Source organism: Burkholderia sp. Ac-20379 (genome assembly GCF_017104645.1).
Taxonomy (GTDB): domain Bacteria; phylum Pseudomonadota; class Gammaproteobacteria; order Burkholderiales; family Burkholderiaceae; genus Burkholderia.
This window is the reverse complement of record NZ_JAAGPF010000002.1, coordinates 39,621-54,759: the sequence shown is the minus strand read 5'-3', so window position 1 is coordinate 54,759 and position 15,139 is coordinate 39,621. Positions and strand designations below refer to the sequence as shown.

Below are 15,139 nucleotides of genomic sequence, written 5' to 3'. Positions count from 1 at the left end.
GCCACCCAATCAGGAGAACGAAGAACATGAAGAAGACCTTGCTGAAGCTCGCCGCCGTTGCGGCCGTCGCCGCCGCCCCGCTCGCGACGCAGGCGCAGAGCACCGCCCCCGCGAACTCGCCCGACGTCGTGGCTCAGCCGAACGTGTCCACTGCCGCCGCGCTGCGGCTCGCCGCCACCGCCACGCAGATCGCCGCTTCGCGCGGCATGAAGATCTGCATCGCCGTGACCGACACCGACGGCCATCTACTGGCCTTCACGCGCATGCAGGGTGCCTATGCCGGTTGCGTGGACGCATCGATCGCCAAGGCGAAATCGGCCGCCCGCTTCGCGATCAACACCATCACGTTCTACGATCTCGCCCGCAAGGAAAATCTCGCGATCGGCACGATCCCGGGCATTCTGCCGGCCGTGGGCGGCGTCGTGCTCAAGCATGACGATGCGGTGGTCGGCAGCGTCGGCGTCAGCGGCGACACCGATCTGACCGAGCAGAAGCTCGCGGAAGACGTCGCACGCACATTCCACTGACCCGCGTTACGCGCAGCCAGCACGCGCCGGAGGTGGCGTGGCCCGGTTCGAAGAACGGGCCACGCTCGACCTCGATGGCGCCGGCGTATTTCCGACCCTCTTACGTCTTTTCTCCATCATGCGCATTCATTCGCTCCGTGCCGGCGCATTCGCGCTGGCGATCGCCGTCGCATTGCCCGGCTACGCATTCGCCGCCGACGACGCCCACGCGCTGCTGCGCCCGGCCGCCAACCTGTCGCTCGACGGTGCGTCGCAACTGCTCGACCGCGCGGTCGCACAGGCCCGCGCCGACGGCGTCCACCCATGCATCGCGATCGACGACGCGAGCGGCAACCTGCTCGCGTTCAAACGCATGGACGGCGCCGCGCCCGGCTGCGTGGCCGCCGCGATGAAGAAGGCCGAATCGGCCGCGATCAACGGCATCGACACCGTCGTGTTCTACGACCTCGCACGCAAGCAGAATCCCGCGCTCGGCAGCATCCCCGGCATCCTGCCCGCAGTCGCGGGCGTGGTGATCCGCGCGAATGGCGCCGTCGTCGGCAGCCTCGGCGTGGCAGGCGGATCGAGCGATGCCGAGGAGCAGCAATTCGCGTCTGGGCTCGCGCGCGAGTTCGAAGCGACGCTCGCCGGCCACTGAGCCTTCGTTCCCCCTCTTCGCCCACGCCACCATGAACTCGTCTCTTCCCCTTTCCACCACGGTCGTCGACGGTGCGTTCGCGCACGATTACGACGTGCTGAAGCCGTCTGTCGTACCTGGCGCGATCGCCGCCGCCGGGATCGCCGCGACGCTCGCCGCCGCGCTGTATGACACCTACGCCGGCGCATTGCCCGATTTCGCCGCATGGTCGTGCCTGCTCGCGCTCGCGATCTCGCTCGCGTCCGCGCTGTGGATCACGCCGCGCGCATTCTGCCCCGGCTTCCTGATCTCGCTGCTGACGTTCATGATCGCGTGGCGCGTCGCCGCAATGAACGGCGCGGTACTGGTCGAAACGGTCGCGGGCATCGCGTTCGTGTCGTTCGTCGCGCAGTTCGTCGATTGCGCGATCACCGATCAGCGCCGCAACGGCGGCCGCGCCGGCGCATGGCTCGGCACGCTGCTCTGGCAGATGACGTTCGTGCGCCTCGTGTTCGGGCTCAACGAGCTCGGCCATGCGACCGAGAAGATCTTCGCGGGCCATGCCTCGTTCGTGCATCTCGTTGCGGTATTTCACGGCTTCGGGATCGGCGACGCTGCCGCCGCGCTGGTGATCCTGGGCGGTCTCACCGAGCTCGCGTCCGCGATCAGCGTCGGGCTCGGCCTGTTCGCCCGGCTCGGCGCGGTCATCAGCGTCGTGTATTTCCTCGTCGCGACCCTCGGCTTCGGCGGCGAGTGGACCCGTGGCTACGCATGGGCAACGGCCGGCGGCGGCGGATGGGAATACGTGCTGTTGCTGCTGACGGCGATCGGCAGCGTGGTGCTGACTGGCGCCGGGAAGTTCTCGCTCGACGGCTGGCTGCTGCAACGCGGGAAGATCCCGCGTGCGTTGCGCCCGCTGTGCGCCAATCGTGCCGCTGCCGACGCATAGCGGGGCGATACCCGTCCTGTCGATGGCGTCGATCCGGCGAAGGACGACGCCATCGAGCTGCCGCGAGCCCCCCCAACGTCTCCTTGCTCGGCATCAGCAGTTCGGTTTTCCATCCTCAAGCCGCCACAGGCCGAGCGGATTGCCGTCGCGCAAGGCCTCAGGCAGCAGCGAAGGCGGCAGATCCTGATAGCAGACCGGCCGCAGGAACCGCTCGATCGCCGTCGCGCCGACCGAGGTCGCGCGGCTGTCCGAGGTCGCCGGGAACGGCCCGCCGTGCACCATCGCATACGACACCTCCACACCGGTCGGATAGCCGTTCGCGAGCACGCGGCCGGCCTTGCGCTCCAGCATGGGCAGCAGCGCGTGCGCGAGTGCGAGATCGCCCGCATCGTCGGCGTCGAGTTGCAGCGTGGCCGTTAGTTGCCCTTCGAGATGCGCCGCCACGCGCTTCAGTTCGGCGGCATCGCGGCAGCGGATCACGGTCGAAGCGGGGCCGAACACTTCGTCGCCGAGCGCGGCGTTGTTCAGGAACGTGTCGGCGTCCGTCACGAACAGCGCGGCGCAGGCCTGCGACGGGCCGCTTTCCGCCTCGCCGCGCGCGGCCAGCAACACACCGCCCTGCCCGCCGAGCTGCGCGAGACCTGCCGTATAGGCCGCGTGGATGCCGGGCGTCAGCATCGTCTGCGCGGCCTTGGCGCGCAACGCGGTGCTCGCGTGCTCGATGAACGCGGCCAGCGGCGCGCCGTCGATCGCGATCACGAGGCCCGGGTTGGTGCAGAACTGGCCCGCGCCGAGCGCCAGCGAATCGACGAAGCCGCGGGCGATGGCTTCGGTGCGGCCAGCCAGCGCGGCCGGCAACACGAACAGCGGGTTGATGCTGCTCATTTCCGCGTAGACGGGAATCGGCTCCGCGCGCGCCGCCGCCACGCGCATCAGCGCGAGGCCGCCGCCGCGCGAGCCTGTGAAGCCGACGGCCTTGACGAACGGATGCGCGACCAGCGCCGAGCCCACCGTGCGGCCCTCGCCGAAAATCATCGAGAACGTGCCTTCCGGCAGCCCGCAACGCGCGACCGCCGCCTGCACCGCGCGCCCGACCAGCTCCGAGGTGCCCGGATGCGCGCCGTGCGCCTTCACCACCACCGGGCAACCGGCCGCGAAGGCCGAAGCGGTATCGCCGCCGGCCACCGAGAAGGCCAGCGGGAAATTGCTGGCGCCGAACACCACCACCGGCCCGAGCGGAATCTTCTGCATGCGCAGGTCGGCGCGCGGCAGCGGCTTGCGTTCGGGTTGCGCGCTGTCGAGTGTCGCGCCGAGCCAGCGGCCGTCGCGCACCACTTGCGCGAACAGGCGCAGCTGGCCGACCGTGCGCGCGCGCTCGCCTTCGAGGCGCGCTTTCGGCAAGCCGGTTTCGGCGTGGGCGCGCTCGATCAGCGCATCGCCGAGCGCGACGATGCCGTCGGCGATCGCCTCCAGAAAGGCCGCGCGCGTGGCGAGCGGCGCCTGGCGGAACGGATCGAACGCCGCCTCGGCCAGCGTGCAGGCGCGTTCGACCGCTTCGGCCTCGCCGGCCGCGAAGGCCGGCTCGGCGATCTCCGCGCCGGTCGACGGGTTGATCGCGCGCGCGGCGCGGCCGCTGCCGCGCACGATGGATTGGCCTAGCAACAGGTCGCCGGTAATCTGCATGGGTCAAGCTCCTCGAAAAGGGGGATGGGAATCGGTTCAGCCGCGGCTTGCATGGGGCGTGCGCCACGACGCGCCGAGCGCGCCGACGATCAGCGCGCCCGAGGCGGTCAGGGCGACGATCGGCAAGAGGCCCAGCGCATAGCTGCCGGTCGCGCCCTTGACGAGGCCGAACAGCCAGGAGCCGAGGAAGCTGCCGAGGCCGCCGATCGCATTGACCTGGGCGAGCACCACGGCCGCCTCGCGCGGCGTGAAGTTTTCGTAGACGAAGGCCCAGAACGGCCCCTTGAACGCGAACGTCGACATCAATGCGATGCTGAGCGCGCCGATCGTCAGCGGCAGGTTGCCGATCGCGCCGACGCTGGCCAGCGCGAGGCTCACGAGCACCATCGGCACCAGCGTGTAAAAGCGCCGGTTGCCGCTCGTGTCCGACATCCGTCCCCACACGAGCATCGCGATCACGGCCGCGCCGTACGGCACCGCGTTGAGCATGCCGGCCTCGAGATTGCTCAGGCCGTGCGACTTGATGATTTGCGGCTGCCAGACCGCGAGCCCCACGGCCGCCGCCGAAATCCCCGCATAGACGAACGCGCAGCCGAGCACCTTCGGCGCGAGCAGCAGCGTCATCAAGGGACGCGCGGGCTGATCCGGTTGCGCGGCGCGATCGCTGGCGAGGCGCCGTTCGAGCCATTGCAGCTCCTCGGGCGTGAGCCACGGCGCGCTCGATGGCCGGTCGCTGAGCACGCGCAGACACGCCACGCCGAGCAGCACCGATGGAATCGCCTCGAGCAGGAACATCCATTTCCAGCCGGACATGCCGAGCCAGCCGTGCAGCTCCAGCAGCAGCGCCGACAGCGGCGAACCGACGAACAGCGACAGCGGCACGCCGGTGGTGAACACCGCGACCACCCGGCTGCGATAGGCCGCGGGGAAAAAGTAGGTGATGTAAAGAATCACGCCGGGATAAAAGCCGGCCTCGGCTGCGCCGAGCAGGAAGCGCACGATCGCGAACGACATCGGGCCGCTGACGAAGATCGACGCAGCCGCGATCAAGCCCCAGGTGATCATGATCCGGGCGATCCAGCGCCGTGCGCCGAAGCGCTCGAGCATCAGATTGCTCGGGACTTCGAAGAAAAAATAACCGAGAAAGAAAATGCCGCTGCCGAACCCGAAGGCCTGCGCGGTGAGCCCGATGTCGCCGTTCATCTGGAACGACGCGATGCCGACGTTGGCGCGATCCAGATAGGCGAAGAAGTAACACATGACCAGGAATGGCACGATGCGCAGCGCCGCCTTCCTGATCACCCGTCGTTCGATGTCGCTGATGCTGCTGTCGACCTGCATCGCTGTCTCCCGCGCCGGACCGGGCCGGCGCTCGTCCTGCATGAAGGCCCGCGCCGGGCGGCTGCCACGGCGCGAGTGCTGCGGATGTCGCGCGTGTCGCGACTCAGAACTTGTGGCGCATGCCGAGACGGACCACAGCCTGATGGTTGTTGCTCGACGGTGACGACTGGTTGTTGATCGAGGCCACGGCCGGGCGGTTCAGCGAATCGGTGCCGGACGCCTTCTGGTACACGCCGATCAGGTAGACGTCGGTGCGCTTCGACAGCAGATAGTCCACGCCGAGCATGCCTTGGTGATAGGTCGCACCCGAGTTGATGCCGGTCGACGACGCGATGCTGCTGCCGCTCGTGTAGGCGTAGGCGAGGCCGATCAGCAGCGTCGGGCTCAGCTGGTACTTGAAGTTCGCCTCAGCGCTGTTGAAGTGCATGCTGCCGCGATAACCCGACGGATTCGGCCCGCTGGTCGTATCGCCGAGATCCTTCAGCGCGATGTTCGAATACACCGCGCCGAGCGTGGCGGCGCCGAGCGTGTACGAAACGCCGGTGCTGATCAACTGGTACGTGTGGGCCGAGGTGAAGCCGCTCAGGACCGGGTAGGTCGAGTTGGCCGCCGCGGCGGTGGCGCCGCCCGAGGTCGAGGTGCCGAACAGGCCGAGGTTCGGGTTGCGCGCGTTGATGTAGCCCACGCCCAATTGCAGCGGGCCCATCGCATAGCCCGCGCCGACCGACCACACCTGGTTGCGCGTGGTATTGCCCGCCACGCCGCCGAAGCTGTAGTCGCCGCCGAACGAGAAGCCGGCGTAGTTGACGCTGCGGAACTTCACGTCGTTGTTGATGCGGAACGTGTTGTTGGAGTCGTCGAGGTCGGCCGGATGCGCGCCGATGTTGCCGGCCCACTGGTTGTTGACGGCGAATTGCGCGAGAAAATCCATCGCCGTGGCGTACTGGCGCCCGGCCGTCACCGTGCCGTAGGGCGAACTCAGGCCGACGTAAGCCTGGCGCCCGAACAGCGCGCCGCCCTGCCCGAGCTTGCCGGTGCTGGCGTCGAAGCCGTTTTCGAGCACGAAGATCGCGCGCAGGCCGCCGCCGAGATCCTCGCTGCCCTTGAGCCCGAAGCGGCTGCCCTGCATCACGCCGCTCTGCAGTGCAAAGGAGCGGCTGCCGTTCATGTTGCTGTTGTAGTTGATGCCTTCGTCGATGATCCCGTAAAGGGTCACGCTGCTTTGCGCACTGGCTGCGCCGCACAGGGCCATGCCGGCCAGCCCTGTGACGATCGTTTTCTTCATCTCCACCTCTGTACTCCTAATTGATTAATTGGTATGAACGCTTTTATGCACTGCGAGCGACTTAGTGTTCCGCGTCGAGCCGGCGAATCCTGCCGACCAGAAACAGATAGGACAGCGCGCCGATCAGGCCGTGCGCGGCCACGAAATACATCGCGCCGGTAAACGAGCCGGTGATTTGCACGGCGTAGCCGATCACGATCGGCGTGACGATGCCCGCCAAACTGCCGAACAGGTTGAACAGACCGCCGGCCACACCCACGCGCTCGGGCGGCGAGGTATCGGACACCACGGCCCAGTTGACGGCGGCCAGGCCCTTGCCGAAGATCGCCAGCGACATCAGCGCCACCACCGTGTACGGCGATTGCACGAAGTTGCAGAGCAGCAGGCAGGACGCCAGCAGCATGCCGGCGACGAACGGCGTCTTGCGCGCCACGCTGAGGCTCGCGCCCCGGCGCAGCATCCGGTCCGACAGGAAGCCGCCGGCAATGCCGCCGACGAAGCCCGCGATCGCCGGCACCGTGGCGAGCAGGCCCACCTCGACGATGCTCATGCCACGCCCTTTCACCAGGTAGATCGGAAACCAGGTGATGAAGAAATACTGCAGCGAGGTCAAGCAGTACTGCCCCAGATAGACGCCGAGCATCATCCGCTTGCCGAGGAAGAAGCGCAGCGCGCGCAAGTCGATGCGCGACGCGGCGCTCGCGCCCTTACGGCCGGCCCCGAGGTTCGCGCCGCCCTCGCGCAGATAGTCGAGCTCGGCGGCATTGGCGCGCGGATGCGCGAGCGGCTGGCGCATCACGCGGAACCACACGACCGACAGCGCCAGCCCGAGCCCGCCCATCACCCAGAACACGCTGGGCCAGCCGGCCGAGTGCACGAGAAAGCCCATCATCGGCACGAACACCACCACGGCGATGTACTGCGCGGAGTTGTAGATCGAGGTGGCCAGCCCGCGTTCGCGCATCGGGAACCAGGTCGAGACGATCGCGCTGTTGGCCGGCGAGACCGGCGACTCGACGAGCCCGAGCAGGAAGCGCAGCACGAACAGCGCGGCGATCGCGGCCGCCGTCGACAAGGCGCCGAGAAAGCCCTGCGCGAACGTGCAGAGCGACCACAGCACGAGGCTGATGCCGTACACCTTGATCGCATCGAAGCGGTCGAGCAGCCAGCCGGCCGGCAGTTGCGCGATCACATAGGCCCAGGCGAAGGCCGAAAACACGTAGCCGAGCGCCACGGGGCCGATGCCGAGATCGGCCGAAATCGCCGAGCCGGTGATCGACAGGTTGGCGCGGTCGCCCAGATTGACGGCGCTGGCGAGCACCAGCATCGCCAGCACGCCGTACCGCACCGAAGTACGCTGCATCGTGGCGGAACCCGCCGCGGCGGCGCCTGCACTTTTCATGGTCATGTCTCCTCGTTCTCTGCCCGGCCGGCGCGCCGGCCGGGATCGCTTTTGGGGCCTCAGCCGCGCCGCTCGGCCAGGCGCTTCTCGAGCCGGGCCGACAGGCGGTCGAGTTCCTGCACGTCGGCCGCCGACAGCTTCGGCCCCGGCGTGCGCATCGTGGCGTGACGGATCGCACCACGCCGACGCATCATTTCCTTGCGCGCGCACACGCCCCAGAAGCCCATCGCCTCGTAACGCAGCAGCGGCAGGTAGATGTCGAATACGTCGTCGGCCTCGTCCTTCCTGCCGGCCGCGTGCAGCTTGTAGACCTCGGACAGCATCTCCGGATACGAGAAGCCGGCCATCGGGCCGTCGGCGCCGCGTTCGAGTTCGAGCGGCAGATACATGGCGTTGTTGCCGGTCAGGATCGCGACGCGGCGCCCCCCGCCCTCGCGCAGGCGCGAGATCTTGTTCAGGCAGGGCAAATCCTCTTCCTTCACGAGCTCGATCTCGGCATGCGTCTCGATCAGTTCGAGGATCGCCGGTACCGACATCGCCACCTTCGAGGCGAACGGGAAATCCTGCAGCACGGTCGGCACGCCCGCGTTGCGGCGGAACACTTCCGCGAAATAGCCGTGCAGTTCCTCGTCGGTCTGGATGCCGGCCGGCGGTGCGATCATCACGCCGGCCGCGCCGAGGTCCATCACGCGCGCGCTGAGGTCGGTCAGCTGCGCGAGGCTCGCATTGCTGACGCCGACCGCCACCGGCCGCGAGCCGGCACGTTTGATGAAGCGTTGCGCGACCTGCAGCGCTTCGTCGGCATTGAGCTTGCCGGCTTCGCCGCTGACGCCGAGCACCGTGAAGCCCTGCGCACCGTGCTCGATGTAGAAATCGACGAGCGTGTCGATGCTTTCCAGATCCACCGCGCCGTTCGCGTCGAACGGCGTCTGGGTGACGATGAATACTCCTTTTGAATCGCGCAGCATGGGGTTCTCCAGTCAGAAATGTCGCCTAGGCGAAATGAATTCGGGTTCAGGGGCGATGCGTAGCCGCCGGCATCGGCAGGTCGAGCCGGTCGGCCCAGGCGCGCATGCGGCTCAGCACATCGGGCGCGAGTGCGATGCCGTCGCGCAGTTGCTGGCGGCGCAGTGCCAAAGCACGCTCGCCGGGCAGGCGCACCGGCGGCGAGCCGGGCCGAACGCGGCTCGCGTGGCAGGCCTCGGCCAGCCAGGTGGTTTCGTCGAGGAAGGCGTCGAGGCCGCCGAGCAGGCGCGGGTTCAGCACCTGCAGGAACACGCCCTGGCCGAACTTGTCGGGGCGGCTGCGGCGGCCCGAACCCGGCAGCGCCAGCGTCAGCGCCTCGACAGCGAGCCCGAGGCCGAAGCCCTTGTAGCCGAACTCGAGCCCGCCGAGCGGCAGCACCGTGCCGGCCGGCTGCCGCGAAAGCACGGCGGGATCGTCGGTCGGCTCGCCTTCGGCATCGAGCAGCCAGTGCCCGGGCAGCGTTTCGCCGCGCTCGGCGAAGGCCGTGAAGAACGAGTTGCTGCCGAGCGAGGTGCATTGATCGATCAGGATCGGCTCGCCGCGCGTCGGGATGCCGTATGCGATCGGGTTGGTGGTCAGCACCGGATCCATGCCGCCGAACGGCGCGACCGAGGCCACGCCGGCATTGGTGGCCGACAGCGTGACCAGCAGATTGCGCTCGACCAGCGGCAACAGATAGCTTTGCAGGCAGCCGATGTGCGAGCACTCGGCGATGGTCGCCACTACCACGGCACGCGATTCGGCGCGCGCGATCACGGCATCGACGGCCTGCTGCATGACCCAGGCGCCGGGCAAGCGGTTCGCGTGCCAGGCAAATGCGCTGTCGGTGTCGGACAGCACGCGGATCTCGCCTTCGCGGGCGATCTGCCCGGCCTGCAGGCGTTCGAGATAGGTCGCCAGCAGCCAGAGGCCGTGGCTGCGGTGGCCGAGCAGTTCGGCATCGAGCAGCCGCGCGGCCACCGGCGCCGCGTGCGCGGCGCTCAGGCCGCAACGTTGCAGGGCGGTCGAGGCGAACGCGAGCAGCGCGTCGTGGTCATGCGGGGCATCGGCGTGCGCCGTGGCGTCGTGAGTCATTGGGTATCCTGAAGTTCGAGTGCGTCGGCGACGAGGCGGCCGCCGAGCACGGCGGCGATGTTGTCGAGCCCGCGCAGGCCGAGCGCGTTGCGCGTCTGGACCGTCGAGGAGCCGCTGTGCGGCGTCAGAAACACCTGCGGCAGCGCGAGAAAGCGCGGATCGACGTGCGGCTCGCGCCGGAACACGTCGAGACCGGCGGCGGCCACCTGGCCGGCGAGCAGCGCCTCGATCAGCGCGTCCTCGTCGATCAGGCTGCCGCGCGCCGTGTTCACGACGATCGCGCCGCGCGGCAGCAGCGCCAGCTCGCGCGCACCGATCAGCGGCGCGGTGCCCGCGCTGCCGGGCAGATGCAGCGACAGAATCCGCGCCTGCGGCAGCATGTCGTGCAACGAAGCGAAGTAGCGCGCGCCCTGCTCGAGCTCGGGCGCGACGCGGCGCCGGCTGTGATAGAGCACCGTCATGCCGAACGCCCGCGCGCGCTGCGCCACCGCCTGGCCGATGCGGCCCATGCCGACGATCGCGAGCGTGTTGCCGCTGACGCGCTGGCCCAGCAGCTCGCTGAGGCCGAGCGGGCGGCCCCAGCCGTCTTCCATCACTTTCAGGTGCTCGCGCGCGCGGCGGCTCGCGGCGAGGATGTGCAGCATCGCGGCATCGGCTGTGCATTCCGTCACCACCGGCGCGTTCGTCACGACGATGCCGGCGTCGGCCGCCGCTTGCAGATCGATGTGGTCGAACCCGACGCTGGTGGTGGCCGCCACACGCAGGCTCGGCGGCAAGCGCTCGATCAGCGCGCGATCCAGGCGCAGGCTGCCCGAGAACAGCAGGCCCTGCGCGTCATGCGCGTGTGCCTGCTCGGCGAGTGCCTCGGCACCAAGCGCGTGCTCGGGCACGAATGCGTCGAATTCCGACTTCGCGCGCGCCTCGACGGCGGACGGCATCGGTCGTGACAGGATGAGGCGATGCTTCATGCGGTCTCCGTGACGGCGGTCTTGCTGCCGGCCGGCAAGGCCAGCCGCTTCAGTTTGCCGACGATGAACAGGTAGCTCAGCGCGCCCACCAGCGCATGTGCGCCGACGAAATACATCGTGCCCGTGAACGAATTCGTCAACGCCAGCATGTAGCCGATCGCGATCGGCGTGACGATCCCCGCGATGTTGCCGGCCACGCCGAACAAGCCACCGGCCGCGCCGACGATTTCGGGCGGCGCCGTATCCACCACCACGGCCAGCCCGATCTGCGCGAGCCCCTTGCCGAACAGTGCGAGCGACATCAGCGCCACCACCACCACGGTGGAATCGGTGAAGTTGCAGAGCACCAGCAGGCTGGCCAGCAACATGCCGGAGATGAACGGCAGCTTGCGCGCCAGCGTCACGCTACCGCCGCGCTTGAGCACGCGGTCCGAGATCGCGCCGCCGAGCACGCTGCCGACGAAGCCGCAGATCGCCGGCAGCGTGGCGACGAAGCCGACGTGCAGCAGATCCATCCCGCGTCCCTTGACGAGGTAGATCGGGAACCAGGTGATGAAGAAATACTGCAGCGCCGTGATGCAGTACTGGCCCAGATACACGCCGGCCATCATGCGGCTCTTCAGCAGCACCTTGATCGCGCCCGGCGGGGCCGGCACGGCCTTGCCCTTGCGCGCCTCGATGTCGATCATCGCGCCGTTCTCGCGCAGATAGTCGAGTTCCTCGCGTGTCACCTTGGCGTGCTGCTCCGGCGCGCGCATCACGGCCAGCCAGAACAGCGAAAGCAGCATGCCGAAGCCGCCCATGAACCAGAACACCCAGTGCCAGCTCAGCGCATGACTCAGCGCCCCCATCACCGGCACGAACAGGACCACGGCCACATATTGCGCAGAACTGAAGATCGAGGTGGCCAGGCCGCGTTCGCGCAGCGGGAACCAGGCAGCGATGATGTAGTTGTTGGCCGGATAGATCGGCGCCTCGACGAAACCGACCAGGAAGCGCAGCGCGAACAGCGCCGCGATCGCGAGGCCGACCGGGAACATCCCGACATAACCTTGCAAAAACGTGAAGAACGACCACAGGAACAGCGCCGCGCCGTACACCTTGATCGAGTTGAAGCGGTCGAGCAGCCAGCCGCCCGGCAACTGGCCGATCACATAGGCCCAGGCGAAGGCCGAGAACACGTAGCCCATCGCCACGCTGCCGAGGCCAAGCTCCTTGGCCATCGGCGCGCCGGCGATCGAAAGATTGGCGCGGTCGCCGAGATTGACGGCCGTGACCAGCAATACCAGGGCGAGAACCTGGTAGCGCATGTAGCGGTGTCGCGCGCGAACCGCGCTGAGAATGGCCTGCGTTGACATCGTTTGTCTCCTGGAGATGGCCCGCGAAGGCCTTCTCGTTCGGACGGCCCGGGTGGACCGCCCCGCCTGTGGCTGCTGGTGCAGCTCTGCCGGCGGTGGGATCGGGCGCGCGCCACGCCGGCGCGCCCGACGACGGGTCGTCGATTCGATCAGCGGTTCTTCAGGTCGAACACATGATGCTGGCGCGTGTGACGCTTGATGTACTCCCAGTCGTACGTCACGCCGAGGCCCGGGCCGGTCGGCACCGGCACCGTGCCGTCCTTGTCGATGCAGTCGATCTGATCGTTGTAATCGCAAGCATAGACATCCGGAATGTTGTTCGCGCAATCGGGGCCGACCAGCGCCACTTCGTAGAAGTTCGAGTTGCGGATCGCGCCCATCACGTGACGATGCGCCGGGCCGACGGCATGCACCTCGACGTCGAGGCCGAACGCTTCGGCCAGCCGCGCCGTCTTGATCGCACCGGTGATGCCCATGTCGTATTCGGGATCGACGCGCACGAAATCCGTGCCGCCCGCCATGATGAAATCGGCCTTCGGCTCGAGGCTGCGGACGTGTTCGCCGATCAGCAGCGGGGTCTTCAGCATCTCGCGCAGCTTCTTGTGCGAGAAGGCCGACAGGCCGGCGTCGCGATACGGATCCTCGAACCAGAAGTAGTTCGCCTCGTCGCAGGCGCGGCCCACGTAGAGCGCGTCGGCGAAGGTCTTCAAGTCGCAGGCGCCGTCGTACATCAGTTCCATCTCGCTGCCGACCGCCTTGCGCGTGGCCAGGATCGCGGCCGCCTCTTCCTTAGGATTGCCATCGAACCAGCCGTGGATCTTGTAGCCGCGATAGCCCATCTCGCGGCAGCGCACCGCGAATTCGCCATAGGCTTCGGGGCTGTCGAGGCCACCGTTTCGGTCGCCGTGGAACGTGCTCGCATAGGCCTTCAGGCGCGAGCGATAGCCACCGAGCAGGTGGGACACCGAAGCATTGACCTGCTTGCCGGCCAGATCCCACAGCGCGATGTCGATCGGGCCGTGGCCCATGTGGTCGAAGTGATGCAGCTTGCGCTTGAACTCGTCGTAGAGCGCCTCGCGCATCGACGGATCACGGCCGAGCAGATCGGGCGCGAGCATGATCGACTGCGCCAGCGCCGGGCGCGTGCCGCCCCACATGGCGACGTACTCGCCGCGCGCGCCATCGTCGGTTTCGATCACGATCGCGTACTTCGACAGCTTCATCCGGCCACCCTTCTTGTAGGCGACGTGGTTGTGGGTGTACTCGGATTCGGCCGCGAGATTTTCCACCTGGTATTCGAAGTCGAAGATCTCGACGCGGGAAATTTTGGACATACCTGTCTCCGTGAGAGCAAGCGCGAGATAGCGCTATCTGTGTATGCAAAGATAGCGCTATCTCAAAGACTTGGCAAGCATCGATGTCCCGGTGTTTACGCTAAGGGGAGCGGCGGACGCCGCAGCGGCGGGGGTGAAACGGAATCAGGCGGAAGCGCGCCGCACCATCGAGAACCCGACGTCGACGATGGGCTCGGCGGCCTGGTTCGCGGCCCGCGCGAAGATCAGGCGCGCGGTTTCCTCGCCGATGATCCTGCCGTCGGCGCGGATCGTGGTGAGCGGCGGATCGGTGTCGGGCGCGAAGTTCAGGTCGCCATAGCCGACCACGGCCAGATCTTCCGGCACGCGCAGGCCCTGCGCCTTCGCCTCGGTCAGCACGCCGAGCGCGACCATGTCGGAGGTGCAGAACACGGCGCGCACCGTGCTCGCGCGCGCCAGCACGCCGGCCAGCGCGCGACGCCCCTCGCCGAGCGTGCTCGGCGCCGGAATTCGCACCGATTCCACGCGCACCGACGGATCCTTGGCGTGGATCGTCTCGAGGAAACCTTCGGCACGCATCGCGGCGCGCGCGTCGTCTGCGCTGATGATCGCGACGTGACGCCAGGCCTGTTCTAGCAGGAAATCGGCGGCGGCGCGGCCCACCGCGCTCTGCGAGAAGCCGACCACCATGTCGAGCGGCCGCGGCGGCATGTCCCAGGTTTCGATGACGGGAATCGCCGAGGCCAGCAGGCGCTGGCGGCCCTCCTCGGAGCGCACGCCGCCGACCGTCACGATCGCATCGGGCCGGCGCGCGATCAGCGCGTCGAGCAGCCCCGGCTCGGACTGGTTGCCGTAGTCGGCCTCGCCAAGGATCATCTGATAGCCCTTGCTCGCCAGCCTGCTGCGCAGCGACTGCACGAACTCGAGGTAGATGGTGGACGCCAGGCTCGGCACGATCACCGCGACGAGCAGGCTGCGCGCCGAGGCCAGCCCGCCGGCCAGCAAGTTGGGTACGTAGCCGGTTTCGATCACGGCGCGGCGCACACGTTCGACCATCTCCGGATTGACCGTGTCGGGCGCGTTGAGCGCCCGCGAGGCTGTCATGTGCGCAACGCCGGCCGCACGTGCCACATCGGCCAGCGTCACGCGTCCGCTGCCACGGCGCACGCGCCGTTTGACCGTTGAAGAAGAATTGTCCACTGCCAAGTTGATGCCCTCGAACCGATGCATTTCGACTTGCGGCGCGGCACCCGAGACAGCGCCGCCAGCGGCCCGAGGCGCCGCCGCGTCTCGTTCCGGATTATGCCTTACGGCTCCCGGCGCAAAGGGAACTGGCTGGGTGGGGGATCGGCGAGCGCTGGACTGATCGGAACATGCGGCATGGTCATTTTGGCGGCGTGGGTCGCGAGGCCTTCGAGCAAGCTCGCGACGTCGAATCAAAATGGACACCGATAAATCGCTGCAAGACAGCTTCGGACTTGATTGCAGGGGAATATGGTGGGCCCGGCGGGGTTTGAACCCGCGACCAATCGATTATGAGTCGACTGCTCTAACCGCTGAGCTACAGGCCCTGAGTTGCTGCTGAGAACTGCTGGAT

The 15,139-nt window shown here is 67.9% G+C and carries 13 protein-coding genes and 1 tRNA gene; 3 read left to right on the top strand and 11 right to left on the bottom strand.

Translation table 11 applies throughout. From position 1 onward, the window contains the following. The first annotated feature begins 26 nt into the window (after nucleotides 1-26). From G3N92_RS00495 to G3N92_RS00485, 3 genes are all read left to right on the top strand, one after another. Nucleotides 27-527, top strand: a complete 501-nt coding sequence (locus G3N92_RS00495) for a heme-binding protein (RefSeq protein WP_206125479.1) — start codon at nucleotides 27-29, stop codon at nucleotides 525-527. Nucleotides 528-645: 118 nt separating this feature from the next. Then, nucleotides 646-1,164 carry a heme-binding protein gene (locus G3N92_RS00490; RefSeq protein WP_206125478.1) on the top strand — a complete coding sequence of 173 codons (519 nt, stop codon included), beginning with the start codon at nucleotides 646-648 and terminating at the stop codon, nucleotides 1,162-1,164. 31 nt (nucleotides 1,165-1,195) lie between these two features. Continuing rightward, entirely contained in the window at nucleotides 1,196-2,092 is an 897-nt protein-coding gene (locus G3N92_RS00485; protein WP_206125477.1) for a DoxX family protein, read from the top strand. Nucleotides 2,093-2,185: 93 nt separating this feature from the next. Here the strand turns inward: G3N92_RS00485 and G3N92_RS00480 are convergent, their stop codons facing one another. The 11 genes from G3N92_RS00480 to G3N92_RS00430 all read right to left on the bottom strand — a co-directional run bounded on the left by G3N92_RS00480 (nucleotide 2,186) and on the right by G3N92_RS00430 (nucleotide 15,113). Next, entirely contained in the window at nucleotides 2,186-3,775 is a 1,590-nt protein-coding gene (locus G3N92_RS00480) for an aldehyde dehydrogenase (NADP(+)) (protein ID WP_206125476.1), read from the bottom strand. Nucleotides 3,776-3,811: 36 nt separating this feature from the next. After that, nucleotides 3,812-5,116, bottom strand: a complete 1,305-nt coding sequence (locus G3N92_RS00475) for an MFS transporter (protein WP_206125475.1) — start codon at nucleotides 5,114-5,116, stop codon at nucleotides 3,812-3,814. A gap of 103 nt (nucleotides 5,117-5,219) precedes the next feature. Then, on the bottom strand, nucleotides 5,220-6,401 hold the full coding sequence (locus G3N92_RS00470; RefSeq protein WP_206125502.1) for a porin: 1,182 nt from the start codon (nucleotides 6,399-6,401) through the stop codon (nucleotides 5,220-5,222). Between the two features lie 61 nt (nucleotides 6,402-6,462). Next, on the bottom strand, nucleotides 6,463-7,803 hold the full coding sequence (locus G3N92_RS00465) for an MFS transporter (RefSeq protein WP_339385825.1): 1,341 nt from the start codon (nucleotides 7,801-7,803) through the stop codon (nucleotides 6,463-6,465). 59 nt (nucleotides 7,804-7,862) lie between these two features. Next, the gene (locus G3N92_RS00460) at nucleotides 7,863-8,771 is read right to left on the bottom strand and encodes a dihydrodipicolinate synthase family protein (protein WP_206125473.1); all 909 of its coding nucleotides are present in this window, start codon (nucleotides 8,769-8,771) and stop codon (nucleotides 7,863-7,865) included. A gap of 46 nt (nucleotides 8,772-8,817) precedes the next feature. After that, nucleotides 8,818-9,903, bottom strand: a complete 1,086-nt coding sequence (locus G3N92_RS00455; RefSeq protein ID WP_206125472.1) for an Ldh family oxidoreductase — start codon at nucleotides 9,901-9,903, stop codon at nucleotides 8,818-8,820. Beyond that, nucleotides 9,900-10,871, bottom strand: a complete 972-nt coding sequence (locus G3N92_RS00450; RefSeq protein WP_206125471.1) for a D-glycerate dehydrogenase — start codon at nucleotides 10,869-10,871, stop codon at nucleotides 9,900-9,902. Before G3N92_RS00450 ends, G3N92_RS00455 begins: the two co-directional genes overlap by 4 nt. Next, nucleotides 10,868-12,229, bottom strand: a complete 1,362-nt coding sequence (locus G3N92_RS00445; protein WP_206125470.1) for an MFS transporter — start codon at nucleotides 12,227-12,229, stop codon at nucleotides 10,868-10,870. Before G3N92_RS00445 ends, G3N92_RS00450 begins: the two co-directional genes overlap by 4 nt. Before the next feature lie 149 nt (nucleotides 12,230-12,378). Continuing rightward, nucleotides 12,379-13,563, bottom strand: coding sequence for an enolase C-terminal domain-like protein (locus tag G3N92_RS00440; protein WP_206125469.1), 1,185 nt, complete (start codon nucleotides 13,561-13,563; stop codon nucleotides 12,379-12,381). A 144-nt stretch (nucleotides 13,564-13,707) separates the two neighbouring features. Next, entirely contained in the window at nucleotides 13,708-14,772 is a 1,065-nt protein-coding gene (locus G3N92_RS00435) for a LacI family DNA-binding transcriptional regulator (RefSeq protein ID WP_206125468.1), read from the bottom strand. A gap of 265 nt (nucleotides 14,773-15,037) precedes the next feature. Next, nucleotides 15,038-15,113: transfer RNA gene (locus G3N92_RS00430), tRNA-Ile, on the bottom strand. Nucleotides 15,114-15,139: the final 26 nt, after the last annotated feature.